20 protein-coding genes are annotated in these 24,149 nt (G+C 61.3%); 14 read left to right on the forward strand and 6 right to left on the reverse strand.

The features are described from left to right. Positions 1–102: 102 nt before the first annotated feature. Together ACILSE_RS19945 and ACILSE_RS19950 are read right to left on the reverse strand one after the other, a co-directional pair. The gene (locus ACILSE_RS19945; protein WP_395719195.1) at positions 103–2,619 is read right to left on the reverse strand and encodes an O-antigen ligase family protein; all 2,517 of its coding nucleotides are present in this window, start codon (positions 2,617–2,619) and stop codon (positions 103–105) included. Next, positions 2,616–4,079, reverse strand: a complete 1,464-nt coding sequence (locus ACILSE_RS19950) for an MraY family glycosyltransferase (RefSeq protein WP_395719196.1) — start codon at positions 4,077–4,079, stop codon at positions 2,616–2,618. The genes ACILSE_RS19945 and ACILSE_RS19950 overlap by 4 nt, the downstream gene beginning before the upstream one ends. Positions 4,080–4,221: 142 nt before the next feature. On the opposite strand from ACILSE_RS19950, the gene mnmE reads away from it, so the two are divergent. Beyond that, on the forward strand, positions 4,222–5,568 hold the full coding sequence (gene mnmE / locus ACILSE_RS19955) for a tRNA uridine-5-carboxymethylaminomethyl(34) synthesis GTPase MnmE (RefSeq protein WP_395719197.1): 1,347 nt from the start codon (positions 4,222–4,224) through the stop codon (positions 5,566–5,568). 66 nt (positions 5,569–5,634) lie between these two features. Continuing rightward, positions 5,635–6,519, forward strand: a complete 885-nt coding sequence (locus tag ACILSE_RS19960; RefSeq protein WP_395719198.1) for a TIM barrel protein — start codon at positions 5,635–5,637, stop codon at positions 6,517–6,519. On the opposite strand, the gene ACILSE_RS19965 is transcribed toward ACILSE_RS19960, so the two are convergent. Further along, positions 6,516–6,941 (reverse strand): hypothetical protein, encoded by a 426-nt coding sequence (locus tag ACILSE_RS19965; RefSeq protein WP_395719199.1) that lies wholly within the window; start codon positions 6,939–6,941, stop codon positions 6,516–6,518. The two genes, ACILSE_RS19960 and ACILSE_RS19965, sit on opposite strands and share 4 nt — an antisense overlap. Before the next feature lie 87 nt (positions 6,942–7,028). Between ACILSE_RS19965 and asnS the strand changes: the two genes are divergently transcribed. The 6 genes from asnS to ACILSE_RS19995 all read left to right on the forward strand — a co-directional run bounded on the left by asnS (position 7,029) and on the right by ACILSE_RS19995 (position 12,223). After that, a complete protein-coding gene (gene asnS, locus ACILSE_RS19970; protein ID WP_395719200.1) occupies positions 7,029–8,393 on the forward strand; it encodes an asparagine--tRNA ligase in 1,365 nt (454 codons plus the stop codon). A 31-nt stretch (positions 8,394–8,424) separates the two neighbouring features. Further along, a complete protein-coding gene (locus ACILSE_RS19975; RefSeq protein WP_395719201.1) occupies positions 8,425–8,643 on the forward strand; it encodes an addiction module protein in 219 nt (72 codons plus the stop codon). Continuing rightward, complete coding sequence (locus tag ACILSE_RS19980) at positions 8,640–8,939, forward strand: type II toxin-antitoxin system RelE/ParE family toxin (RefSeq protein ID WP_395719202.1); 300 nt, start codon at positions 8,640–8,642, stop codon at positions 8,937–8,939. The genes ACILSE_RS19975 and ACILSE_RS19980 overlap by 4 nt, the downstream gene beginning before the upstream one ends. 69 nt (positions 8,940–9,008) lie before the next feature. Further along, positions 9,009–9,863 (forward strand): protein-disulfide reductase DsbD domain-containing protein, encoded by an 855-nt coding sequence (locus tag ACILSE_RS19985; protein ID WP_395719203.1) that lies wholly within the window; start codon positions 9,009–9,011, stop codon positions 9,861–9,863. Between the two features lie 200 nt (positions 9,864–10,063). Beyond that, the gene (locus tag ACILSE_RS19990) at positions 10,064–11,386 is read left to right on the forward strand and encodes a BNR-4 repeat-containing protein (protein ID WP_395719204.1); all 1,323 of its coding nucleotides are present in this window, start codon (positions 10,064–10,066) and stop codon (positions 11,384–11,386) included. A gap of 312 nt (positions 11,387–11,698) precedes the next feature. After that, positions 11,699–12,223 carry a shikimate kinase gene (locus ACILSE_RS19995; RefSeq protein WP_395719205.1) on the forward strand — a complete coding sequence of 175 codons (525 nt, stop codon included), beginning with the start codon at positions 11,699–11,701 and terminating at the stop codon, positions 12,221–12,223. A gap of 454 nt (positions 12,224–12,677) precedes the next feature. Here ACILSE_RS19995 and ACILSE_RS20000 read toward each other — a convergent pair whose 3' ends face one another. Then, positions 12,678–13,814: a hypothetical protein gene (locus tag ACILSE_RS20000; protein ID WP_395719206.1), complete on the reverse strand. Its 1,137-nt coding sequence runs from the start codon at positions 13,812–13,814 to the stop codon at positions 12,678–12,680. 1,046 nt (positions 13,815–14,860) lie between these two features. Between ACILSE_RS20000 and ACILSE_RS20005 the strand changes: the two genes are divergently transcribed. Continuing rightward, complete coding sequence (locus ACILSE_RS20005; protein WP_395719207.1) at positions 14,861–15,298, forward strand: hypothetical protein; 438 nt, start codon at positions 14,861–14,863, stop codon at positions 15,296–15,298. A 109-nt stretch (positions 15,299–15,407) separates the two neighbouring features. Here the strand turns inward: ACILSE_RS20005 and ACILSE_RS20010 are convergent, their stop codons facing one another. Next, positions 15,408–15,620 carry a hypothetical protein gene (locus ACILSE_RS20010; RefSeq protein WP_395719208.1) on the reverse strand — a complete coding sequence of 71 codons (213 nt, stop codon included), beginning with the start codon at positions 15,618–15,620 and terminating at the stop codon, positions 15,408–15,410. 65 nt (positions 15,621–15,685) lie between these two features. Here ACILSE_RS20010 and ACILSE_RS20015 point away from each other — a divergent pair, with 65 nt between their 5' ends. Next, positions 15,686–16,135, forward strand: a complete 450-nt coding sequence (locus ACILSE_RS20015; RefSeq protein ID WP_395719209.1) for a type II toxin-antitoxin system VapC family toxin — start codon at positions 15,686–15,688, stop codon at positions 16,133–16,135. Then, positions 16,132–16,356 carry a hypothetical protein gene (locus ACILSE_RS20020; RefSeq protein ID WP_395719210.1) on the forward strand — a complete coding sequence of 75 codons (225 nt, stop codon included), beginning with the start codon at positions 16,132–16,134 and terminating at the stop codon, positions 16,354–16,356. The genes ACILSE_RS20015 and ACILSE_RS20020 overlap by 4 nt, the downstream gene beginning before the upstream one ends. Positions 16,357–16,372: 16 nt before the next feature. Here ACILSE_RS20020 and ACILSE_RS20025 read toward each other — a convergent pair whose 3' ends face one another. Beyond that, positions 16,373–17,590 carry a radical SAM/SPASM domain-containing protein gene (locus ACILSE_RS20025; RefSeq protein WP_395719211.1) on the reverse strand — a complete coding sequence of 406 codons (1,218 nt, stop codon included), beginning with the start codon at positions 17,588–17,590 and terminating at the stop codon, positions 16,373–16,375. 196 nt (positions 17,591–17,786) lie between these two features. Here ACILSE_RS20025 and ACILSE_RS20030 point away from each other — a divergent pair, with 196 nt between their 5' ends. Genes ACILSE_RS20030 through dnaX form a run of 3 tightly spaced genes read left to right on the forward strand, consistent with a single transcriptional unit; the run spans position 17,787 to position 24,112 of the window. Next, entirely contained in the window at positions 17,787–19,634 is a 1,848-nt protein-coding gene (locus ACILSE_RS20030) for a tetratricopeptide repeat protein (RefSeq protein WP_395719212.1), read from the forward strand. Then, a complete protein-coding gene (locus ACILSE_RS20035; protein ID WP_395719213.1) occupies positions 19,631–22,228 on the forward strand; it encodes a hypothetical protein in 2,598 nt (865 codons plus the stop codon). The genes ACILSE_RS20030 and ACILSE_RS20035 overlap by 4 nt, the downstream gene beginning before the upstream one ends. 60 nt (positions 22,229–22,288) lie before the next feature. After that, entirely contained in the window at positions 22,289–24,112 is a 1,824-nt protein-coding gene (dnaX, locus tag ACILSE_RS20040; RefSeq protein ID WP_395719214.1) for a DNA polymerase III subunit gamma/tau, read from the forward strand. Positions 24,113–24,149 lie beyond the last annotated feature (37 nt).

A 24,149-nucleotide genomic window follows, 5' to 3' on the forward strand; every position in this document is an offset into this window, starting at 1 on the left:
ATGATTGATTGTTAAATAAGCTAAACGTCTCTCAGGATTGCGTCAATCCCAGATTCTCAGAAAAGAGAATGGGGCTAAAGCCTGGTGGTTGGAGACTCAGGCTTACCGCCTTTGCATGGCTTCGCGGAGGTGCTCCCAAGCGCGTCGGAAGTCCTGCTTTAGGATGTAAAGAGAGGCGATTTCCTGCCGGACGTAAGGCGGGGCACTTGGGATGGCGGAGACTTTTTCGAGCGTGCGCAGAGCCCCGTCGATATCCCCTTGGGTTTTCTGTGCCTGGAAGAGATCGATCCCACGGCGTGCATCGGTGGGATTGTAGAGCAGCGCGCGTTCGAGCGCAGGGATGTCAGTGCTCGTCCCAGGGGCGGTGCGGATGACGGAGGGCAGGTAAGGCACAACCGTTTCGCAGGCCCTTTTGAAGTCAGAATTACGCGCATAATGCTCGGCAAGGATGCGCCAGCCGTCATCGCGCCATTTGCGGTTGGTCTCGAGCGCGGAGATCAAGGCGCTCTGGTCCCCAAGCTGATACCAGATGTTGAAAAGCCGTTCCCGCTGGGCTGGTTCCAGCCCTTCGAGGTCGGGTTGCTGGGTCAGCAAGCTGCGCAGGCAGAGGGCAAAATCCTCGCGTGTGCCCACGTGTGACAAATACTCCATTTTCAAGCTGGCTGTGGTGGCCAGACTCCAGAGTGGCTCAAACAATTCAGGGTGCTGCTTTGCGTGAGCTAGCATGGCCCAGTAGTTGTGCCCTGGCCAGCGCTGCAATGTTTCGCGCCAGGGGATGATCGCAAGCGGCGGGGCGTAGTCTAGCCAGATGACTCCTTCCGTATAGGCGTAACGTGCGTAATGTGGCTCCAGCACGCGAGAACGTGCGAAATCGTTCAAGGCATCATTGTGAGCTTGACCGAGCATCAGCCGGACTCGCGCACGATCAAAATAGAGGCGGAAATCCATCGGCTTCATCTCGATCGCATCGTTGAGGAGTGGTAATGCTCCAGCGGGAGATCCTTTTTCAACAAGGCCAAGGGCGCGCTCCCGCAGCGCCTCGGCTGCGCTTGCTCCTGGCAGAGCCGGATGCCCAAGTGAAATGGCCGCCCAGGCGCCGCCGAGCGTCAGCGCGGCGATTCCAATAAAACGAAACACCACTCTTTGAGCCAGTCCAGAAGCCTCCGGGAGGCGCCGCGGACGAATTGCAATGCCAGCAAGCAATCCCATGAACAGCGCGTAAGCGAGTCCATGATTGGGCACATCCCCCAGTCCGTGGACGGCACCGATCCCAAACGCAATAGCGGAGGCATTACGCAGGCGTCGGTCCTGCATGCCGGATTTACGCTTTTTCTTTCCGAACCATGGTCCGGTGGACAAGAGCACCCACAGTAGTAACAGCATGCCGGACAGCACGGTCAAAAGCCCGCCTTCTGCCAGCAACCAAAGCAGGTCGCTTTCAGGATGTATGAAGCGGGCCACAGGTTCCTCGATGCCGGAGACTTGTGAGAAAACGGGGTCGAAGTTCCCTAGTCCGACTCCCATCCAAGGGGCGTCTATGATCATTTTGAGGCACTCGGTGAAAATCTCCGCGCGTCCCTGCCCGGAGGCGAAGCTAATAAGCCCTTCCTCCGTCAGTCGTTTGGAGACGTGGCCGCCGGACATGACCAGCAGTGTGGAGATGATGAAGATCAAGGACGCGGAGACGGCCATTTTTTGAAAAAAGCCCCGGCGCATGGCGATGGTTCCAAACCAGGTGGTCATGCCAAGAAAGAGCAGGACCAGGCCGGCCCGCGAGCTGTTCATGAAAATACAGATGGTCGGAACCAGGAAGCCGATGAGGAACAACAACCACAGTCGCGATTTGCGGCGGTGTGCATCGTATGCGGCCGCCGAGCATAGCACCGCGGTCATCGCGGCGATGCTGCTGATGTGATTGCGGTTGGCGAACGGGCCGAAGCCATGCCCCCATGCGATCTGGTTTCGTGGCCACCAGGGTATGCTTACCCATTTGCTTCCTTCGATGATGGAAAGTGCGCAGAGCAAGATGCCACCGAAAGTCAGCGTCTGAATCATCGCGCGTCGCTGCTGGTCCGAAAAACCGCGTGCCAAACACCAGCTTAGCCAGGCGCAGCAGAGGGCAAAAAGCAGCCACGCCTCGAAGGTGACCGCGGCCTGCGGCGTCAGGGTTTGGGACAGTTCGATCCCCCAATCAGTCTCCAGGGTTTTCCGCCAGGCTGCTTTGACCCCGAACCAGTCGTTGGCGGGCAAAAACATCAGCAAAGGAGCGGTCACCGCTCCCACAAGGCCGGCAAAGGCGAGTTTGGGCATCTTTCTTTGCGGCGAGAAGAAAATCAGCACCAAGGCCAGTGGAATCGTGATGATGGCCTTGGACCACGCTTCCCGTCCCGCACCAAACAGGCATGCGAAAATGGGCAGAACGGCGAAAACATAGCCCATCCAGGCAGGCCCGGGCAATTCATAGCTGCGCTCCTGGGAAGCGGCCTCGGCAGCATCAGTGTCTTCATCCATGGCATCCGCCACTGTCTCTTGCGCGATAAGGAGCGGTCTTTCCCCGCCGTCATCATCACCGGCCAGGAGAGGCTTCTTTTCGTCGCTCTGTTTATCGTTTAATTTCATGCCGTGGCTTTTGGCGGTGGAGAAGAGGCTGGCTTTTCTATGCAATCGGGCAGGGCATTCCACTTCTCCAGGCAGCGTTCGAGTACTGGTATCAGGACATCGAGTCGCAGGTGCCACTCACCGGCATCGTTGTCATCCTTGGGGTGATGAATGACGCACTGCATGGTATTGTTGATTCTCAAGACTTCCGGGCTTGTCCCGCCTTGCGCGCGAGCGCTTAGCCCCATGCGCTGGAGGCCATGGGAAAGTATCGTGGAGAAACTGTCCAGATCAGCGCAGCGCTCCACCTCGAAGTCCAAAACACGTCCGTAGGCGCGGAAAAACTCGCGCTGCCTGCGCCGCTCCAGCACATCATTGATCTGGGCGCGGAAATTCTTCCAGCTTCGCACATATCCCAGATAGCGCGCCGCACCAAGGGCCAGCAGGAACAGAAAAGAGCCCGCCACCGGCAGCGCGACTCCCTTGGTTGCCAGAATGCTCAGGCCGACAAGGCTCAGCACCAGGCAGACCGAATACATGGCCGCCAGCGCCCGCCCCTTGCTATATCCCAGCAGGATCAGCCGGTGATGAATGTGCTCCGCGTCCGCGTTGAAGATCGACACGCCACGCATGCCGCGTCGGATGATCGCGAACAAAGTGTCCAAAATCGGCACGCCCAGCGCGATGACCACGACCAGCAGCGCGCCGATCACGGAACCTTTGTTCGCGGTGAACAGCGACACGGATGCGATGAAAAAGCCGATCAAATAGGCCCCGCCATCGCCCAGGAAAATTTTAGCAGGGGGCAGGTTGAAGATCAGAAAACCTGCCAGAGCACCCGCCATCGCGAGCGAAACCACCACCACATCCGGTTGCTGGCCCAAATGCCCGAGAAACGCCAGCGTCAGACACAGGAACAAGCCAAACCCGCCGGCCAGCCCGTCCATTCCGTCGATCAAGTTCACAATATTCGGAATGCTGATCAGCCACATCAAGGTCAACGGCACACCCCACCAGCCGAGGGCGATGCTGCCTTCTCCAAACGGATTGCTCAGCATGTCGATCGAAACGCCCAGGGAGTAGAGGATCATCGCCGTGCCAATCTGTCCGATAAGCTTCACCTTCGCCCCCAGCGCCTTCAGGTCATCCGCGAAGCCCACGCTGAATATCAGCGCGTTGCAAATCGCCACCGGCAGCCAGCGGCTCCAGCCCAGGCCGCCGATGTAGCCGGCCACCAGGCAGGCAAGGCCCGTTGCCAGGAAGATGGGCGCTCCGCCGAGCCTGGGGATGGCTCTCTCATGCAACTTCCTTCGTGAGTCGGGCTCATCCAGTCCGATGCGGCCCCCGCGTTTCAAAATCCACCAGGTCGTCAGCGCCGAAATCAGCAGCGCGCCGGAAAAGTAGCACGCCATTTCCATCCACGTGACATTTCGGGGCACCCAGGGGCCCATGAAATTGGTGTCAGGCGGAGCGTCAAACATGCTGTGGATGATCGGGTTGGAAAGAAGAGCAGCATAAACGTTGCACATCGAGGGTTCAACACATCAGCGCCAAAGAACTCGTGGCTTGCATCCTCCGCGGATCGCTTCTTGCACTTTCGGCCGGTCGCTTTCACCATCGCCGATGCTTTCAGACACCATCGCCGCCATCTCCACCGCCTTGGGCGAGGCCGCGATCAGCGTCGTGCGTGTCTCCGGGCCTCAGGCGCTTCGGGTGGCCGAAAAGGCCTTCAAGCTGCCCGCCAATTTCGCGCCCCGTCTCGCGCATCTCGTGCATGCCGTCGATGCGAATGGAAATTCCTTCGACCACGGGCTGCTGCTTCACTTCAAATCGCCCGCCAGTTACACAGGCGAGGACGTCATCGAGTTTCACGGCCACGGCGGTGTGCTCGTCACGCAGCGGGTGTTGGAGCGCCTGCTCGCGTGCGGTGCGCGTGCCGCCGAGCCGGGGGAATTCACCCAGCGTGCCTTCCTCAATGGCAAAATGGACCTCACCCAGGCCGAGGCGGTGATGGATCTCATCCACGCGCAGAGCACACTCGCCCTGCGAGCCGCGAACGAGCAGCTAGGCGGTGCCATCGGCCGCGAGGCCACGGCCATGCAGCAGGAGATCATTCCCGTGCTCGCGCACATCGAGGCCTTCATCGACTTCCCGGAGGAGGACATCTCGCCCGAAACCGGCGCCGATCTGCTCAAGCGCATCGACTCCGTGCTTCTGCGTGCGGAAAAACTCATCGCCACCTCCGAGCAGGGCCGCATCCTGCGTCATGGTGCCCGCACCGTCATCTCTGGTGCGCCGAATGTCGGCAAAAGCAGCCTGCTCAATGTCCTTCTCGGCTTCGAGCGTGCCATCGTCAGCCCCACCGCCGGAACCACACGCGACACCATCGAGGAAATCATCCAGGTGCACGGCATTCCGCTGCGTCTCGTCGATACCGCCGGTCTGCGCGAGTCCGACGACGACATCGAGCGTGTCGGCATCCAGCGCACCGAACGCGAACTCGACCGCGCCGATCTCGTCATCGAAGTCGTCGATGCCAGCCAGACTGCTGAAGCCGTTCAGCGCCTCACGTTGCCCGATTCCATCGCCAATCGTCGCATCCTCGTCCTGAACAAGGCCGACCTCGGCATCCACTCCAGTTGGTCCGCCGAATCTCACGCTCTTCCGTTCTCCTGCGTCACAGGGAAGGGGATCGAGCCTCTCCGCGAGGCCATCCGCGCCATCATCGCGAATGCCGGCCCGCTCGCCGCCGATCATCCCGTCGCCATCAACGCCCGTCACAAGGCCGCCTTCGAACGCAGCGCCGAGCGCCTGCGCGCCGGCCGTGCCGCCCTCGAACGCAACGAAGCCCCCGAATTCATCGCCCTCGAAATCCGCGAAGCCCTCCAGGCTCTCGGCGACGTCATCGGCCAGGTCGATGTTGAGCGCATCCTCGACGTCATCTTCTCCACCTTCTGCATAGGAAAGTGAGCCTGCACGACGTTCTCTTCCGCAGCCCGACTTCAAACTTTAAACCTGCAACTTGAAACTCCAGCCATGAACCGCCGCCACTTCCTCACCACCGCGCTCGCCGCCACCGCCGCCTCCCGCCTCGGCGCCCAAACCATCGCCAAAGCCGCCGCCGATCCTGCCTACGTCATCAAAAACAAGGGCATCAAGCACACCCTCATGGGCTGGTGCTGGAAGCCGATGGACACGCTGGAGCTCGCCAAGCATGCGAAGGCCATCGGCCTCGTCGGCATCGAAGGCATCGACTCGAAGCTCTACCCGGACGTGAAGAAGCTCGGTCTCGACATCTCCCTCGTCGGCAGCCACGGTTTTGCCAAAGGGCCGTGCAACCCCGAGTTCCATGACGAGGTCGTCGCCAAACTGACCGATTCCATCAATCTCGCCGCCGATGTCGGCTGCAAGAAGGTCATCACCTTCACAGGCATGAAGTTCGACGGCATGGACCGCGACAAGGCCATCGACGCCTGCCTCTCCACGTGGAAAGAAGTGCTCCCGCTTGCCGAAAAGAAAGGCATCACCCTCGTCCTCGAGCATCTGAACTCCCGCGACAGCTCCCACCCGATGAAAGGCCACCCCGGCTACTTCGGCGACGACGTGGACTTCTGCGTCGATCTCATCAAAAACATCGGCAGCCCGAACTTCAAGCTGCTGTTCGACATCTACCACGTCAGCATCATGAACGGCGACATCATCCGCCGCCTGCGCGTCCACAAGGACTACATCGGCCACCTCCACACCGCCGGCAATCCCGGCCGCTGCGAACTCGACGAGCACCAGGAGATCAATTACCCCGCCGTCATGCAGGCCGTCCTTGAAATCGGCTACCACGACTTCGTCGCCCACGAGTTCATCCCCACCTGGGACGACCCCATCCTCGCCCTCCGCCATGCGGCGATGGTGTGTGATGTCTAATGAGTGGCCTGGCAGGCCTCCGCAAAAACATCCTTGCCGAAGTGCTTGGCCAGCAGGCTTCGCATGGTCTCATTGTATCCTTTGGCCGCTGCCACGATGCCTTCGGATACAATGCAACCTGCGATGGGAGAGGTGATGATGCCGTACTGGTCTTGAAGGCGCTTTTCAAAGGCGTTCGCGCCTTTTGACAGTCCGTAAACGAGAAATCTAAACTCACTTCTGTCGAAATGCTCCCGCGCTAAAGCCCGTCCCTTCCGCAGGGCAACAGCTTTGGGGAGATCGTAAAACAAATCATAGCCATTGATCCGCTTGTGCTTTACTGGCGACACGTGGCTAGGCCTTTTGTCCGCCACCGCTTGGTTTTGGGATGTTGCAGTGCAAGAAAGCAATGCAAAAGGCAGTGGCAGAATCCAGCTTTTCATCTCGCGATTGAACCATAATGAGGATTCGCGAACAAGACGTATTCCTCCCGCCTTGCCCCACGCCTGATGCTCGTTAGCGTTTCGCCAATGTCCCTCGACACCATCCAATCCGTCCTCAACTCGGCATCACCTCGCTCCGACATCACCGCCCGCGGCTGGGTGCGCACGAAGCGCGATTCGAAAGCCTGCTCCTTCCTCGAAATCACCGACGGCTCCTGCTTCAAAGGCCTGCAAGTCGTCGTCGATGCCACGCTGCCGACCGCCGATCTGCTCCCGCGCATCCTTACCGGTGCCTCCGTCGAGATCGTGGGTGATTTGATCGCCTCACCCGCCGCCGGCCAGAAGTGGGAAGTGCAGGCCAAAGAAGTGAAACTCCTCGGCGAGGCCGATGCCACCTACCCGCTGCAAAAGAAAGGCCACACGCCCGAGTTCCTGCGCACTATCGCCCACCTGCGCCCGCGCACGAACCTCTTCGGGAGCGTCTTCCGCGTGCGCAGCAAGATGGCCTTCGCCGTGCATCGCTTCTTCCAAGAGCGCGGCTTCTTCTACGTCCACACGCCCATCATCACCAGCAGCGACTGCGAAGGCGCGGGCGAGATGTTTCAAGTCACCACGCTGAAGCCCAACACGCCGACCAAGCCAGAGCAGGACTTCTTTGGCCGCCCCACCTACCTCACCGTCAGCGGCCAGCTTCAAGGCGAGGCCTTCGCCTGCGCCCTCGGCAACATCTACACCTTCGGCCCCACCTTCCGCGCCGAGAACAGCAACACCACACGCCACGCCGCCGAGTTTTGGATGATCGAGCCCGAAATGGCCTTCTACGACCTTTTCGACGACATGACGCTCGCCGAGGAACAGGTGCGCTACCTCGTCCAGGCCATGTTTGACGAGTGCCCGAACGAATTGGAGTTCTTCAACAAGTTCATCGACAAGGAACTCATCGCACGCCTCAAGCAGACGCTCGCCAAACCCTTCGAGCGCATCAGCTACACCGACGCCGTTGAGATTCTGCTCAAATCCGGCCGCAGCTTCGAGAATCCCGTTGTTTGGGGCGAAGGATTGCAGACCGAGCACGAGCGCTTCCTCGCCGAAGAGCACGTCAAAGGCCCCGTCACCATCTTCAACTACCCGAAAGGCATCAAACCCTTCTACATGCGCCAAAACGACGACGGGAAAACCGCCGCTGCGATGGATCTACTCGTCCCCGGCATCGGCGAAATCGTCGGCGGCAGCCAGCGTGAGGAGCGACTCGACGTCCTCGAAGGTCTCATGGCCGCGCAGGGCCTCGAACCCGAAAACTACGCTTGGTATGCCGACCTTCGCCGCTACGGCAGCGTCCCCCACGCCGGCTACGGCCTCGGCTTCGAGCGCCTCCTCATGTTTGTCACAGGAGTTCCCAACATTCGCGACGTCATTCCCTTTGCGCGGACGCCGGGCCATGCGGCTTATTGACCTCGTTTCTCTTTCCGAATAGCATCAGCACATGATTTCGCTCCAGGCTCTTCACGAACTCCCGCTGCGGGAGAAGCTCTTCGTCATGGAGGCGCTGTGGGATGATCTGTCCGCCGCGGAGAATGAGCTGGAGGTGCCGGCCTGGCAAAAGGAGGTGCTGGATGTCCGCGAGGAGGCGGTCGAGTCCGGGAAGGCGAAATTCATCGACTGGGAGGTGGCGAAGAAGGAGATCCTCGAGGCGGTGCGATGAAGATCGAAATCCTCGACCTCGCAAAGGCCGACCTCATCGAGGGGCATCGGTTTTACGAAAAGCAGGAGCCGGGACTCGGAGATTATTTTCTGCGCAACCTGTTCTCCGACATCGACCTGCTGCAGCTCACCGGCGGCGTTCACCTGAAGCCCTATCGTCACTTCCATCGTGCTTTGTCGAAGCGGTTTCCCTTCGCCATCTTTTACACGGTGGAGGATCAGATCGTGAAGGTTCGAGCCGTGGTGGACTGCCGCCGCCGTCCCTCGTGGATTCGCGGTCATCTGCGTGGGGCCTGAGTTGGCAACTTTGCCGCCATTCTTTGGAATCAGTTGCCGGAATCTCTCCGTCTGGCTCGTTTGCACCTCATGTTTTTGCGCCTCTTTCTCTTCGCCCTTTGCTCTTTGCCCTTTGCGGCAACGGCCCAAACAGGCCTCCAACTCCAACTCGTCTCCGAACAAACCGCCATCGTTCCCGGCAAACCGTTCACCGTCGGTCTGTGGATCGAGCACAATCGCGGCTGGCACACCTACTGGCGCGTTCCGGGCATCGTCGGCGTGCCGACGCAGATGAAGTGGGACTTGCCGAAGGGCTGGAGGGCAGAGGATCTCGTCTATCCCGAGCCGGAGCGCACGCTCATGTTCAAGATCAAAGCGCAGGGCTTTGATCGCGATGTCATGCTGCGCACCGAGATCACGCCGCCGGCCAACCTGAAGCCCGGCGGTCAAGTCACGCTGACTGGCAAGGCCTCCTGGATGTGCTGTGGAAATTCCTGCCACCCCGGCTCCATGGATCTCAGCCTCATGCTGCCCGTCGCCGACACGGCAGAGTTGAATGAGAAATGGCACAAGCTGCTCAATGCCGAGCGCGCCCGCGCCGAGCGCACCAGCGACGCCTGGACGGCCACGGCGGGCGAGAAGGGGAGGACGATCACGCTTCAGTTGAAGCCCGCCTCCGGCACAGCCCGCGTCATCAAAAATCAGCGTGAGGCCGACAGGATCATCGTCTTCACCGAGGACGGCTGGTTCGACACCGACAAACCCCAGATCATCCAGCTCCACAGCGACGGCAGCCTCACCATCACCCTGACCAGGGCCGACGTCTTCCCTGGCGGCAAGCCGCCCCAGACCCTGCGTGCGATTCTGCGCAATGACGAAGGCTGGGTCCAGGACGCCGACTGGCGCTGCCTGAAGATCGCCCCGCGCATCCAGCGCGGAGGTTAGGGCAGGGGGCATGCTCTTGCCGTGAGTCACACGGCTGCTGTTCGGAAGTCCCGTTCCTGGCTCCAGCCGCGTCCTCTGAAAAATGCGTGGGAAGTATGCGCCAGCAAACTCACCGCTCTTCGGCTCCCGATGTCGGTCTGCTCCTGGTGAATCGACATTGTTATTGCTCGGTTCTGCCATTCACGGCTAAAACCATCTCCATGAATTCCGAACCATTCACTCAACTCAGCCGCCGAATCTTCTGCGGGGCGCTGTTTGCCGCTGCGCTCCTTCTCGGCACCCTGCATGACGCATGGGCTGCGACGCCCAAGTTTAAAAGCAAAGTCCTGTGGGAGTTCGATGCCATGGACGCGGATCACAACCGCAAGAGCCTCGTCCGCGCCTTCAAAGGCCACGCATACAAGCTCTTCCTCCTGCCCGGCTACCAGACGATGATCGCCAAGATCCCGCTGGATGGCAGCCAGGTGCAGACCGCGCCGCTCATGCCCGGGCACGTCACCGGCAGCGATCCGCACCGCTTCTACTCCCTCGCGGTGGATGCGGCGGGCTACGTCCACGTCTCGGGGGACATGCACTCGTCCGCCCATGTGAAGCACTGGCTCTCCAAAAAACCGGAGGACATCTCCGAGTTCGTTTTCACCTCCGACTTGGGCGCTGACAAACGCCCCCAGGGCTTCAACGTCACCTACCCGCGCTTCTACAAAAGCCCCGACGGCGTGCTCTACCACACCATCCGCTGCGCCGAGCCCGTGTGGGGCCTCGCCATCAGCGTGCTCGATGTGAAAACGCAGACCTGGACCATGCTCGGAGCCGATGTGCCCCGCGCGGACATTGCCAAAGGCAACCGCGCCAAAAAAGCCAAAGGCAGCCCTCTCACGGCCTGGGAAGACAACGGCGAAGGCGGCAACTTCTCCTACACCCAGCCGCACGCACACCTCGCCTGGGACAAGAACAACCGCCTGCACCTCGCCTTCGGCCTGCTCAATGAGAACACGCCCTCCTCCAAGGGCCGGCACACCGGCAGCGACGTGCTCTACGCGTATTCCGACGACCGCGGCAAGACCTTCCACCGCGGCGATGGCACGAAGATCGAGCTGCCCATGCGCGCCGAGGCCGGACCGCATCAGGCGGATGTCGTTTACTCCCGGCATGAGGGCCGCCCGCCATGGGTGGGGCTCAATCCCACCGTCAGCATCGACGAGAAAAACCGCCCGGTCGTAAAAGCGCTCGACCACAAGACCGGCGTGCACACCTTTGTCCTCGAAGACGGCGCATGGATCGACCCGGCCCAAAAAACCAAGGACCAGAAGCCCAAGCCCATTCTCCCGACACCCGAAGACGACGATGAGGAAGACGTGGACACCCTGGACCTGTCCGGGCTCGACCTGCCGCACAAGATCCTGTTCCTCGACAAGGAATTCTACCGCGACACCGGCATGCTCCTCTACCAGGCCCAAGTGCCCGACAAAGTGAAGCACAGCCGGATCAAGATCGTCCTGGCGACTCCGGTGAACGCCAGGTAGTGGCCTTCCGAACCGGTTGGAACCGCTGATGAGACGCTTAATCGGACGCTGATCCCTGAATTCTAAATCAGCGTCTGATTAGCGTCCTGTAAGCGGTTGGAAAATCCCACTTCAGGATCGATCGAAGCGGGTAGGGTAAGAGGAGCCGGAGGCGGCGACCCAATCAATTGAGTTGCCCGCCACCTTCGTTTTCGGCTAAAAACACGCCATGAAGCGAAACGCGCTGTGCTTTCCCCACTCTTTTGTCGCCTGTAATGCCGCTCGCAAAGCGACGCGAGTGTTGCCCGTCTGAACCCTCCGGCCTCAGACTCCATGCGCGTCGCCATCATCGGCAACTCCGGCTCCGGCAAGTCATCCTTGGCGCAGGCAATCGCGCGTGAAACAGACTGCCGGGTCTTGGATCTGGACACCGTCGCTTGGGAACCGCAAGGGGATTGCATGCTTCGCCCGGTTGAAGAGGCGCTCGCCGCTGTCCGGGATTTCTGCGGACTCACGAACGATTGGATCATCGAAGGCTGCTACGCCAACCTCGTCGCAGCCACTTTCCCGCTCCAGCCCAAGCTCATTTTCTTGAACCCGGGCGTCCAAATCTGTTCCGCAAACTGCAAAACTCGCCCGTGGGAACCGCACAAGTTTTCATCGGAACAAGAACAGGAAGCCAATCTCGCACCGCTCCTCGCGTGGGTGGCCGACTACTACACGCGAGAAGGGGACATGTCACTCCAGGCGCATCGTGCCTGTTTTGCCGGCTACGGTGGCGATAAGCGCGAAGTCACTTCGATGCCTTCGTTGTCGCCGCTGGAACCAAGGCTTCTCGAATGGCTCCGCGAGGCCTGAAAATGAAGAATGGATTACCGTGAGCGGAAAGCACCTCTGACACTGGGGACCCAGTTCAACCCAGCAACCACACTGATGGACTTCATCCTCCCATGTTGGATCAAATCCATGTTTTGGTCGCCGTAGTCCAACCTAGGATGGAAAAACGACGCTTATTGAGGCTCGCGCATTTGGGTGACACAGACACTCCTGTCTGTGCCAAAGAGAGCAGGCAGGAGTGCCTGCATCACTCTATTTTGCGAGCCTCAATAGGAGCGCCCCAGCCCGTACTTTTCCCGCCCAACCGTCGGGCCGAAAGCTGCTGAGTGCCATGGGATGCCGGGCGCAACGATACGACCACGGAAAACACGGAAAGCAGTGCCCTCGGTGGTTGAACGGCTTGCAGTCTCACCACCGAGGACACCGAGTCAGCACACGCCCTCATTCCTCATTCGCCATTCGGATTTCGTCATTCCTACGCTCCCACCACCTTCGTCACCGTCGGTGAGGGCGCCGCTTCGCCGCCGGGGTTGGCGGCGATGACGTAGGCGGAGATCGTCGCACCGGGCGTGAGGCCGGTGAAGGTGTGATCGAGGTCGCTGTCTCGTTTGATGAACTGGAAATCCGCGTCCACGCCGTGGACTTTGAGGAAGAGGCGGTAGTAGGTGGCGCGAGTGGCGGCGGGCCAGGCCAGCTCCTCGCGGCCGGTGCCCACGGCGGTGAGCGTGGCGGCGCTCACCGGCTCCGGCGGATTTGGATTTGCCGGGATGTTCAGGCCAAAGGTCTCCCAGCGAGGATCATCGTCGGCCAGCAGGCCGCCCAACTCGCGAGTGGTGCCGCTCACCTCGTCAAAGAGGCCGCGCAGGTCCGCGTCGCGCAGGTTTTTGCAGTTCGCCTGATCGGCCTCCTTCGTGTTCACGAGGTCAAAGGCGGCCTGAAAGGTCACGCCGAGCGCCTGGGCGGCGGCGGCGGTCACCTCCAAGGGCGGGCCGCTGGGCTGAGGTAAAGTGGCCTCGTGCCCGGTATTCGCCGCCAGGTAGGAGCGCATCGCCGCCAGCAGGCTCTGGCGCTGCTCGTGGTTTTCCGGGATGCGCAGGTTTTGCGTGAAGCCCGCAGCGCTCCAGCCCGCGTTGTGCTTCCTACCGTGGATGCGCTCCAGCACATCGCGGTAGGCCATGAGCAGCGTTTTCACCGCGCCATCGCTCAGGGCCTTCAAGGCGCTGCGCGCATCCCGGGCGGCATCTTCGCAGGTTTTGTAAACGAGTTGGCTGCCCTTGTTCGCGTTGCTGCCGGGCGCGGCGGCGGGATCGCCCTCCAGCTTGAGGATGGCGGCGTTGAGCGTGGTGTCCCGATGATGGTGCAGGCCGATGACGTCCTGCAACGAAGCTGCCCCGGCGCGGATCTTTTTGGCGAGCGCGAGCAGCACTTTCTGGTTGTCCGGTGTTTCGTTCATGGGTTTGGTTCCTTTCTTTTTCACAGAGCCGCCGCCGGGGGTGGCCGGGGCGGTGTTCACATAGCCGGGATCCCCCGGCTCGAGCAGGTAGCTGGGATCACCCCAGCGTATGTTAGGGTCATCCCAGCGGAGCCCAGAGTCCCAGGTGACCGGTTTCATGACCCACGGCACCCTCCCCGCATGCCGTTGGAGGCCAAGCGCCCCCGAAAGTGCCTCAAAGGCGTCCGATTCGGCTGCCGGAGGCTCCTGAGCCCAAATCGGACGCTCCGATTCGGCCGTTGGGGGAGCCCGCGCCCAAATCCAAAGCTCCGATTCGGCCGCCAGAGGCTCCTGAGCCCGAATCCGAGGCTCAGATTCCGCTGCTGGAGGCTCTTGGGACTGATTCTCCCCGTCTCCAAGTCGCCCCTTCTCCTCGTCTCAAAGTCCCGCTGTCTCCCAGTCCCCGCCTGCATCGCTGCGCCTGCCCGCATCGCTATGCGAAGCGTTGCAGCCGGGCGAAGCACTGCGGGCAGGTCCTCGTCTTGCCAAATCCTCTCCCTCGCGACGTCCGCACTTCGGCGTCGTGTTCCAGGCACAGGAAATGGCGTGAGCGACTTCAAGGGCGAGAGCGCGGCTGGTTGAGGTCCGCCTCCAGGAATGCGCGGAAAATATCAAACCGGCGCTTTTTTGGGAAGAGGAATTTTTTCGAGCAGCACCGCCGCCCAAGGAGAGGCGCTTGCCAAGAGCCTCAAGGCGGGACTTGGCAAGTCCCGCTCCTTGCACGACGCGGCCTCCAGCCGCTTGTTGCATCCAAGGCGCGAGAAACCCGCGCCAGCAAAGCAGCCATCTTGCTCCGCAAGATGAGCCCAAGGCATTCACGATGAGTGCAGGCTCCGAAATCAGCCAACGCTTCAGCTCGCCTCACGCTGAGTTCCTCTCGCGGGGCGAGAGGACTACCTTGCTTTGCCACATCGGACGTGTCGGGCATTCAAACACGGCTTCGGTCAAGACATGCTTCAAGGTTTGGAATATTCACACATGGGATTTACCCTCCTATGTGGGTGTAAATCCACATTTTTGTTGCCTGATTCCAACATAGGAGGGGAAAACAACACCCATGGACGCTCCAGCCCGTACTTTTCCCACCAATCCGTCGCATATAAAGGAGCTGACAAACCGCACGATTTGTGAATGATCCTCAAGTTAGGCGACTCCGCGCGTCTCCCGTGAAACCTTTTGCCCGATTGCTCCTGCGCCTTGCATACTCCGTCGCAATTCGGTGCGGACTTATCCGCTCGCTGCATTCATTCTTCCCGCTTTGGGCTGCTTCAGATGCCATCTATATCGGTCCCGCCGGCCCCAGTGCCATCGTCTACCCAGAGCTACTTGCTCTACAGCAGGTCGTAGCCAGCGTTGCCGTTCCTGACGAGGAGCTTTTTGCGCACCTATCGCACCGTAGCCCTTTGGTCGCGGGTTACTGTTTCGAGGCACTATTCGCGCGGCGCAGTTCTCTTCTTGCAGTGCTGCCGGGCAACTTTCTGACCCGTTCCGAATTGGTCAGCATGGGCTTCACCTGTTTCCGCCAATTCACGCCTCTCTGCGATTACATCAAACGCCGTCTCCCCGCCCAATACCGTGACTCCGCAGCCACAAACGTCGCCTAACCAAGCGCTGCAGCGAACTGCTTCAGGGCGTCACTGTCCTGCTCCGCTACGCTCCGGCAGGCCCCGCGCCGCCCTAGTGCAGTCGCTGAGCTTGGGTCGTTAGACCGCCTCACTTCGCCTTTTTCTTCTCCAGCCCGCGATACACCCCGAAGTCGTTGAAGAAGAACTTTTTGGCGAGCCAGTACATCCAGTGCTTCTCGGGGATGTCCTCGCCTTCGCGCCATTGGCTGGTGCGCGGGGTCATGCTCTCGATCCCGGCCATGGCGGTCTGGCGGATGGTGCGGTGGCCTGTCCTGAAAGCGTGCCCCAGATCGCCAGACACCGGGCGCGGCTGCTTTACGCCGAGCCACGAGAGTGTATGATCCAGCAGGATGCAGACGGTTTACATTGACCAGCTACCTGGGGGCTCACCCGAGCCGCCAGGAGCCGATGGCATCGCACCAGAAGGCAACGCACTTCTGGTGGAAGACGGAAAGACAGCATTTTCTGCTCTACACCTCGCAGCTAGTGCGCGTCGAGGCATCTCGGGGTGACCCCGGGGCGGTGGCTCGTCGGATGATGTTTTTGGATTCATTGCCCGACCTGGACATCCCGCTTGAGACGGAGACTCTGGCCGGCAACCTGATCAAACTCCTGCGAATACCGCCCAAAGCAGAGGCGGATGCGACGCACCTTGCGCTCGCCATTCTCCATCGGATCACCTACTTGTTGACTTGGAATTGCACTCACCTGGCGAACCCAGTGCTTCAGAAGGATTTGATCGACTATTGCAATTACCATCACCTGCACATCCCCGTCATTTGCACCCCTGAACTCCTCATCCCTCCAGAGTCATGATTGACCCCATTGTTCAAGAAGTCCGGGCCGCCCGGGCGGATATTGCCGCTGAGTTCAACTACGATCTCAGAAAGTATCTCGCATGGATTCGCGAGCAAACTGAGGCACGAAAGAAGTCGTTGCTCAAACTCAAGGCGACAAAAACGCCGGAGACGACAGGCGGGGCGACCAAGTCTCCCGTGGCTCGCAAGCGCCGTGTGCGCCCTGCCCGTGCCGCCTGAAAGGCGAGTGAGATCCTCACCGCCCCCGCTTCTTCTCCAATCCTCGATAGACGCCGAAGTCATTGAAGAAGAACTTTTTGGCGAGCCAGTACATCCAGTGCTTTTCGGGGATCTCCTCGCCTTCGCGCCATTGGCTGGTGCGCGGAGTCATGCTCTCGATCTCGGCCATGGCGGTCTGGCGGATGGTGCTGTCCTTGGCGGTGTGCTTGGTGACGACGGCCTTCACGAGGTCGGGACGCTCCAGGACGATGCAGCCACGGGTGTTTTCCGCGGCGATGTGGCGGAAGTCGCGCAGGAACTCGCTCTTGGTGAAGACATCGAAGAGGTCGTCGCTGGTGCGGACGCTCTCTTTGGCGAACTGGATGATGGGGCAGGGCTCGATGGCGCCGGTGGGGCTGATGTGGTGGCTGATGCCGTTCGCCATGGGGCAGAGCGCCTGGCCCTGGTGGTCGTAATAAGCATCGACGATGGCGATGGGCAGCTTCGCCCGCATGTTGACGACGAAGCGGCGCACCTGCGTGATCTGCTCGGGCGTCAAAGCGAGCTCGGCACTGATCTTGGGCCCGACGGGGCGGTAGGTGTGATACCAAGCGTAGTGCACGCCCATGTCGATGAGGCGGCGCAGCCAGGTCTCGGTGAGGAGGTCGTCGATGTTCGTCTTGCAGAGGCTGGTGGCCACGCCGGTGAGGACTTTGGCATCCAGGCAGTTTTGCAGGCCGCGCAGGGTGCGGGTCAAAACGTCGGTCTTGCCGCGGCGTTCATTGCTGACGACCTCGGTGCCCTCGATGCTGACGAGCGGGGTGATGTTCCCGAGCTTCCGCATGGCGGTGGCGGCTTTCTCGGTGATCATCTGGCCGTTCGTGAAGACCTGGAAGTAGGCGTCCGGGTGCATCGCGAGGAAGTCGAAGAGCTCCGGGTGCATGAAGGGCTCGCCGCCGAGGATGCCGAAGAAGGCGTTCCCGCGCCGCTTGGCGTCGTTCACGATCTTGTTCAGCTCGTCGAGGTTCAGCGACTCGCGCGGTTTATCGACATCCACCCAGCAGCCCTGGCAGCGGAGGTTGCAGGAGTTCAGGATGGAGATGTAGAAGAAGGGCGGGAAGAACTGGCCCTGCTTCATGCGCTGCTTGTGCAGCATCACCGAGCGCGCCCCTTTGTAGCCGAAATTCCAGCCGATCTTCGCCAGGCAAAGCGGATCGACGGTGCGCAGGATGCGGGAGGTGAGGGGGAGGAGCATGGGAAAAGGACGAATGAGGAATGGCGAATGACGAATGGAGGCGGGAGGGGCGTCCGTCGAGTCTATCGTCACCAGAAGAGGTCATGTTGCGGTGAAAGGTCAAGGTGGGAGGCCGCAAAAAGCGGTTGGAGCATCGCAAGCGCCGAACGGCAGTCTGCGGGGCTGCGTGTAGTCTTTTGAGAAAGGAGCACCGCGCATGAAGCAACCGCCACCGACCGACTCTTTGGGAACGCGCAATCACTGGAGGCGCGTGCTGTGGGTGATTTTGATCGTGGTGCTGGTGCTGCTGGCACGGCGCATGGCGGGGGCGGCGGACGCCTGGCAGACGGCGGATCAACTGCTCTCCAGCGGCAACGCGCGCGAGGCCGCCGCGGCCTACGAGAAGCTCATCCGGCAGAAACCGGGGGATGCGCGCGGCTACCTGGGGCGCGGCCGGTCACGCTGGCGCCTGAACCAGCTCGACGGTGCCATCGCGGACTTCAGCAAGGTCATTGAGATCGATCCGAAGAGTTCGGTGGCTTACAACAATCGCGGCCTGGCCTATCACGACCAGGGGAAACATGGGCAGGCGCTGGCGGATTACTCGATGGCGATCGAGCTGAATCCTAAGGGAACGCTGCATTACTTCAACCGGGCGCTGACCTGGAAGGCGACGAAGGAGATGGAGAAGGCCGTGCAAGACTGCTCCAAGGCCGTCGAACTCGATCCCAAGTATGTCGATGCCTTCATCCAGCGTTCGGAACTGCTCACGTTCCTCGGTGATTATGAGCAGGCGCTGGCGGACGCGGACAAGGCGATCTCATTGAACAAGGATATTGGGGCGGCGTGGTTCAACCGCGCCACCGCGTGCGATCTGATGGGCGAGGATGATCTGGCGCTGGAGGCTTTTGACAAGGCGGTGGAACTCTCCCCGAGGATGGCGAGCTACCACAACAACCGAGGCTTTTTCCTGCTGAACCACGGGCGGAACGAGGAGGCGATCGAGAGTTTCAACAAGGCGCTCGAGGTGTTCCCCTCGGCGGCCATTTATCTGAACAACCGGGGACAAGCCTGGCTGAACCTCGGCGAGCACGAGAAGGCGATGGCGGACTTCAACAGCGCGATCAAAACCAATCCCGAGCATGCGAAGGCGTATCGCAACCGGGCGGGCGGCTGGCTGGCGATGGGAGAGGCGGAGAAGGCCGCCGCCGACGCGACGCGGTGTCTTGAACTGCTCCCGTCGGAATCGCGTGCGTATCGCATCCGCGCCGAGGCGCGCCGTGCTTTGGGAGACGAGGCGGGCGCGGAGGAGGATGTGGAGCATGCAATGATCCTCGGTCCACAGCCACCGCTGGGGATGGCGGCGTGGGTTTCAACCGAGGTGAAGAAGCGCGACGAGGCCGCGTTGAAGACCGTGCTGGAGGACGGTTCGCCGGAAAACCGCGTGAAACTGGCGGTGGCACGGCATGATCGTGCGTTTGCCATTCTAGACAGTCCTCATCGCGAACCCGAGCCGAGCGAATTGGAAGAAGCGGTTGCTTACGCCCGCTCCGCCACGATCCTGGAGCCGGAAAACGCGGCGCATTGGTTTCTCACCGGCGTGCTGTATCGCGAACTGGCGGCGTTTGACGAACGCGCGCTGCCCATGGCGGAGAAAATGCTGACGCAGGCCGTGGATGTGGACGAGGAGCACGCGGCGGCGTGGCTGGAACTGGGCATGCTGCTGGCGGAGCAGGATCGCGGCATGGAGGCGATCGCGGCGCTGGAGCGGACACTGGAGCTCGATCCTGCACGCACCGGTGCGGAGGTGGTGGGGCGGTTGTGTGCGCTGTATGCGGCCAATGACGAAGGGTTTCGCGGCGTGGACTTCTTTGAGGAGCAGTTTGCGGCCAATCCGGAGGTTTCCGGGCTGGCGGTGGGCCGTGCGCTGATGCTGGACTACATGGGAGATCGCGAAGCGGCGCTGTCGCAGGCTCGTGATGTGTTGTTGCTCGAGGAGCCGGGCACGACCGAGCATGCCTACGCCGCCAAACTCGTGGCGGAATGGGAAGGAGGCGCGCCATGAGACGCCTCGTGATGATGAGCATGCTGCTCGGCGCGTTCTACTTACGAGCGCAGCAGGGTGAGGTGCTGGTGTCCACGGAACCGGAGCTGCCCAGCCGTGCCGCTGAGCAGAAGAGGTTCGAGTATCGCAAGAAGGCGCTCGAATTGCAGCCGCCCGGCCCGCAGCGCGATGCGCAGGTGAGGAAGGAACTGCAACGCCACCTCGCGGAGAACAAAAGCATCTCAATGCAGGAACAGGCTGCGCGGAAGGAAGTCATCTCCGAACTGAAGCAGAAGTGGTCCAAGGTCGATTCTGACTGGAAGGCGGAGTGTGCGCGGCATGACGCGGCGAAGAAGCAGCTCGAAAGCCTTCCTGACGGCCCGGCCAAGACCGCGCAGATCGAGGCGGAGAACGCCGCGCACCGCAGCACCAGCAAACAGATCGCCGCCGAACGCCATGCGGTGCATGAGGGCGTGATGAAGCAGGCCAACCGCGAGGTCATGGGCGGCCAGACGAACACGAGCAACGGCATGAAGCAGACGGCGGGCACTTCCATCACCGATCCGAATCATCGCGGCATGAATGGTGACTTTGACGCGGGCGGCGGGTATCGCACGACGGAGAAGGCGGCAAAGATCCTCAATGAGATTGGCGTCCAAGGTCCTCCAGACCCGAAGGCCAAGGTGCCAGGGAAAGTCAAGGTCGTCGGCGGCGTGCTGGAGACCGCGCCGGAGTTTGGCATGACGGTGAACGCGGCACCGGGCACGGACCGCATTGGCAGCGCGGGCCATCAGTCGCAGGTGAAGGTGGGCGCGCAGCATGGCGAGACGTATATTTCCGAAACCGGCGGCGCGGTGCAGAAAGGACCGCTCAAAGACCATCTTGCTACTCTGGATAGCACGAAGAAAGCCCTGCACGGAACGAATGCGGCACCGGAGAAGCTGGTTGGAGGCTCGCCTGAGGGGCAAGTGATGGCAAAAGGCACCATGAAGGCAGCGAACTCGGCCGGACTGGCCCCGGAAACAGTTGAGGCTATTGCTGCGAAAAACGGTGTCAAAAATCCGGGGAAGATTCTCGACACACTTGCGGAAATCAAAACCGGGCGAGCCACGATCACCAGTCCGGAGGAGGCGGCGAGTTTGAAAAAGACATCACGAGAAATTTTGGATGCCGCCGAGATCAAATCCAAAACTGCGGCAACAGCCGAGGTGCAAGCCAAGCAGGCTCAGATCGCTGATTTGGAGGCCAAGGGCCTGAAGACGCAAGCACAGCAGTTGCGTAACGAGGTGGCGGATTACAATGCGAAGGCGAAAGCAGCGACGGAGGCCGTGCGCGGTCCGGCGGAGCCTGTGACCAAGACTGGTTCCAGCAGCAGCAAGCCCGTCACCACCGTGGAACCGGGGGGCAAGACGGCCACAGCCGGCAAGCTCATGAAAGGCGCGGTAAAAGGCGCGGGCCTCGCCCTCGGCGCGTATGGCATCTACGAGGGCTACCACAAGGCCAAGGAGGAGATGGAGGCCAAGAAGCAGGGCGATCCGAAAGGCATGATGGAGTGGACCAAGGAGAAGGCGGAACTGGCCGGACGCACCTTCTGGCATGGCCTCGGCTTCGGTGGCATGGCCGAGATCGGCACGCAGGCGGGGAAGGAAGCCTTTGAGCAATACAAGAAGGATGTCGAGGCCGGAAAGGTCTCGCCGAAGGATTGGAAGCCTTACTTGGAAATGAAGGGCAAGGCGCTGCTCGGCGGCCTGTTCAACGCGGGCAAGGCCATCACTTACGACGCCGCCAAGCAAAGCGGAACCAATCTGGGGAACGCCATTGGCGAAGGTGTCGGCGCGGCCAAGGGACTGTTTGAGCAGCTCAAAAGCGCACGCAGCGAGCAGAAGACCAACGAGGAGCGCTCCAAGGAGATCTACGACAAGCTCATCAAGAACGGCGCGTCGCCCGTCGGCGCGCAACGCGCGGCCGATGGTGTCTTGAAGGGTGACTTCACCGAGGCGAAACGTCTCAATAAGGTCCTTGAGGGCAAAAAGGCCGCCAAACTCGCCGCCGCCGAGCCCGAGACGAAAACGCGAACTTATCGGGATCGAAAAAAACTCGCGGCGAAGAAAGAGGCGGCAAAGCAGGAGACCAAAGCTCGCGAAGGAGCCACCGACGACACCCTCAAGCTGCGCGAGACGGTCATCGGCAAATTGAAAGCCAAGGGCCTGCCCGCCAACGCGGGCATGGTGGACCGCTTGGTGGCCGTGTTGCAACGTGACGGCGTTCCCGCGCTCGACAAGGCCATCGCCGAGATGAGCGGCATGCAGGGCACGTTCAGCGGTTCGTTGGGCGGTCGCGGCAGCCTCCGCATCACCGTTACCGGCAGCAAAGTCACCGGCAGCTACAGCAACACGGTTTCCGCAGGCGGCATCACCGCCACGGCGCGAGCGTCGATCTCCGGGGATGTGGAGCTGAGCTCCGGCACCATCTCCATGAGCATGAGCGGCACCTCCAGCGCCAAAGGACACAGCACGCCCTTCTCCGGCAAGTTTAGCGGCAGCTTCACTGGAAACGGCTACAAAGGCTCCAGTCGCGGCATGGGCAGCACATTGTCGTGGAGCGTGAGCAAGTGAAAGATTCGCGATGCCAAACTTCCGTTGGCTTCCCTGGCACGCTTCGCTAGCCTCCGCGCCGTGAGTTACCAAGTTTTTGCCCGCAAGTATCGCCCCAAGACTTTTGCCGATGTTCTCGGCCAGGAACACGTCGTGCGCACGCTGCGGAATGCGATCGCGCAGAACCGTCTGGCGCATGCCTACCTGTTCGTGGGGCCGCGTGGCACGGGGAAGACCTCCACGGCGCGCATTTTCGCCAAGGCGCTGTGCGCGAAGGGCGGGCCGACCATTGATTTCGATCCGGATGACGAGCTGAGCATCGAGATCGCCGAAGGGCGCTGCATGGACGTGCTGGAGATCGACGGCGCGAGTAACAACGGCGTGGAGCAGGTGCGTGAGCTGCGCGACAACGTGAAGTTCGCCCCGTCACGCTGCCGGTTCAAAATCTACTACATCGACGAGGTCCACATGCTGACCGCCGGGGCCTTCAACGCGCTGCTCAAGACGCTGGAAGAGCCGCCGCCGCATGTGAAATTCATCTTCGCCACCACGGAGGCGAACAAGATCCTGCCGACGATCATCAGCCGCTGCCAGCGCTTTGACCTGCGCCGCATCCCGAACGCGATCATCGCGAAGCACCTGCTGCACATCGCCGATCTCGAAGGCGTGCAGCTTGATGAAAAAGCCGCCTATGCGATCGGCAAGGGCGCGGAAGGTGGGATGCGTGACGCGCAGTCGATGCTGGACCAGCTCGTGGCCTTCTGCGGCGAGAGGATCACGGAGCAGGATGTGCTGGACGTGTTCGGCTTCACGTCGGGCGAGGCGGTGGCGAGCTTGGCGCGCAGCATCTTGGAAAGCGACACCGTGGGGGCGTTGCGCTCGGTTTATGATCAAAACGAGGCAGGGAAGGACCTGGGCCGGCTGCTGGGCGACCTGATCCAGCATTTCCGCACGCTGCTGGTGCAGCAGGCCGATCCCGAGGCTGCGTCGGAAGATTTGAGCCCCGAGTTGATCGAGGAGATCGCTGTCCAGGCGCAGATGGGCACCACGGAGCAGTTGCTGCGGGTGGTGGACGGTCTGGCGGAGGTGGACTCACGCATGCGCTGGGCCAGCAACAAGCGTCTGCACTTTGAACTTGGTGTGATCGCGGCGGTGCAGAGCCTGAACGAAGTTTCCATCAGCGATGTGATTGAAGCACTGGATGGTGGAACGACCGCCGGGCTTCCCAAGCCAGCCCCCAGGCCGCAAGTCGCCCCACCGCCGCGTCGGGAGCCGGCGCCGGTGAGGGCTGTGGAGACAGCCCAAGCGCCGGTGCCTGTGCGCCGGGTGGAAACCGTCGTGCGCGAAGAAAAACCCGCGCCTGTGGCCGCAGCGGCCCCACCGGTGGTCAAGGAACCCGAAACGGAAGCCAAGGCTGCCGTCGGCACGGCCGATTTCTGGCCGCAATTGATGAGCCTGCTGCAGGAGCGACGCCCGCTGGCAGTTTCGTGGCTGCAGGCGGCATCGTTGCTCGGCATCACGGGCAAGATCATCAAGGTCGGCTTTCCAACCACGGAAGGATTTGCCCGCGACAGCCTCATGCGGCCTGCGCAGTTGAGTTTTCTCGAAGGGCTGGCCCAGGAACTCCTGGGACAGGCGATGAAGTTTGAACTCGTGCTCGACGCGAGCCTGAAAGCGCCTGCGTTTTCGGAAATCGGGCTGGGCCTGCTGGATGAAGCGCCAGCAGCGGCCAAACCGAAAACAGAACCGAAAGTCGAAGCCAAAGCAGCGCCGAAAGAAGATGCTCCCAAGCCTGCCGCGGCAAAAGAACCAGAGTCCGCGAAAGTGGGCGATGATTTTTACAATGATCCGCTGATCCAGGCCGCGATGGTGAAGTTCAAGGCGAAACTCGTGACGGCGGGCTGAGGAAGCGCTGGCGCTTTGGGCGGATTTCGTCTTGGAT

The sequence above is a fragment of the Prosthecobacter sp. genome (assembly GCF_044236155.1).
Lineage (GTDB): Bacteria > Verrucomicrobiota > Verrucomicrobiia > Verrucomicrobiales > Verrucomicrobiaceae > Prosthecobacter.

Bases quoted from the DNA above. Each gene is read 5' to 3' on its own strand.
- ACILSE_RS19945 (WP_395719195.1), bottom strand. From the start codon at position 2,619: ATGAAATTAAACGATAAACAGAGCGACGAAAAGAAGCCTCTCCTGGCC.
- ACILSE_RS19950 (WP_395719196.1), bottom strand. From the start codon at position 4,079: ATGTTTGACGCTCCGCCTGACACCAATTTCATGGGCCCCTGGGTGCCC.
- mnmE (WP_395719197.1), top strand. From the start codon at position 4,222: ATGCTTTCAGACACCATCGCCGCCATCTCCACCGCCTTGGGCGAGGCC.
- ACILSE_RS19960 (WP_395719198.1), top strand. From the start codon at position 5,635: ATGAACCGCCGCCACTTCCTCACCACCGCGCTCGCCGCCACCGCCGCC.
- ACILSE_RS19965 (WP_395719199.1), bottom strand. From the start codon at position 6,941: ATGAAAAGCTGGATTCTGCCACTGCCTTTTGCATTGCTTTCTTGCACT.
- asnS (WP_395719200.1), top strand. From the start codon at position 7,029: ATGTCCCTCGACACCATCCAATCCGTCCTCAACTCGGCATCACCTCGC.
- ACILSE_RS19975 (WP_395719201.1), top strand. From the start codon at position 8,425: ATGATTTCGCTCCAGGCTCTTCACGAACTCCCGCTGCGGGAGAAGCTC.
- ACILSE_RS19980 (WP_395719202.1), top strand. From the start codon at position 8,640: ATGAAGATCGAAATCCTCGACCTCGCAAAGGCCGACCTCATCGAGGGG.
- ACILSE_RS19985 (WP_395719203.1), top strand. From the start codon at position 9,009: ATGTTTTTGCGCCTCTTTCTCTTCGCCCTTTGCTCTTTGCCCTTTGCG.
- ACILSE_RS19990 (WP_395719204.1), top strand. From the start codon at position 10,064: ATGAATTCCGAACCATTCACTCAACTCAGCCGCCGAATCTTCTGCGGG.
- ACILSE_RS19995 (WP_395719205.1), top strand. From the start codon at position 11,699: ATGCGCGTCGCCATCATCGGCAACTCCGGCTCCGGCAAGTCATCCTTG.
- ACILSE_RS20000 (WP_395719206.1), bottom strand. From the start codon at position 13,814: ATGAAACCGGTCACCTGGGACTCTGGGCTCCGCTGGGATGACCCTAAC.
- ACILSE_RS20020 (WP_395719210.1), top strand. From the start codon at position 16,132: ATGATTGACCCCATTGTTCAAGAAGTCCGGGCCGCCCGGGCGGATATT.
- ACILSE_RS20025 (WP_395719211.1), bottom strand. From the start codon at position 17,590: ATGCTCCTCCCCCTCACCTCCCGCATCCTGCGCACCGTCGATCCGCTT.
- ACILSE_RS20030 (WP_395719212.1), top strand. From the start codon at position 17,787: ATGAAGCAACCGCCACCGACCGACTCTTTGGGAACGCGCAATCACTGG.
- ACILSE_RS20035 (WP_395719213.1), top strand. From the start codon at position 19,631: ATGAGACGCCTCGTGATGATGAGCATGCTGCTCGGCGCGTTCTACTTA.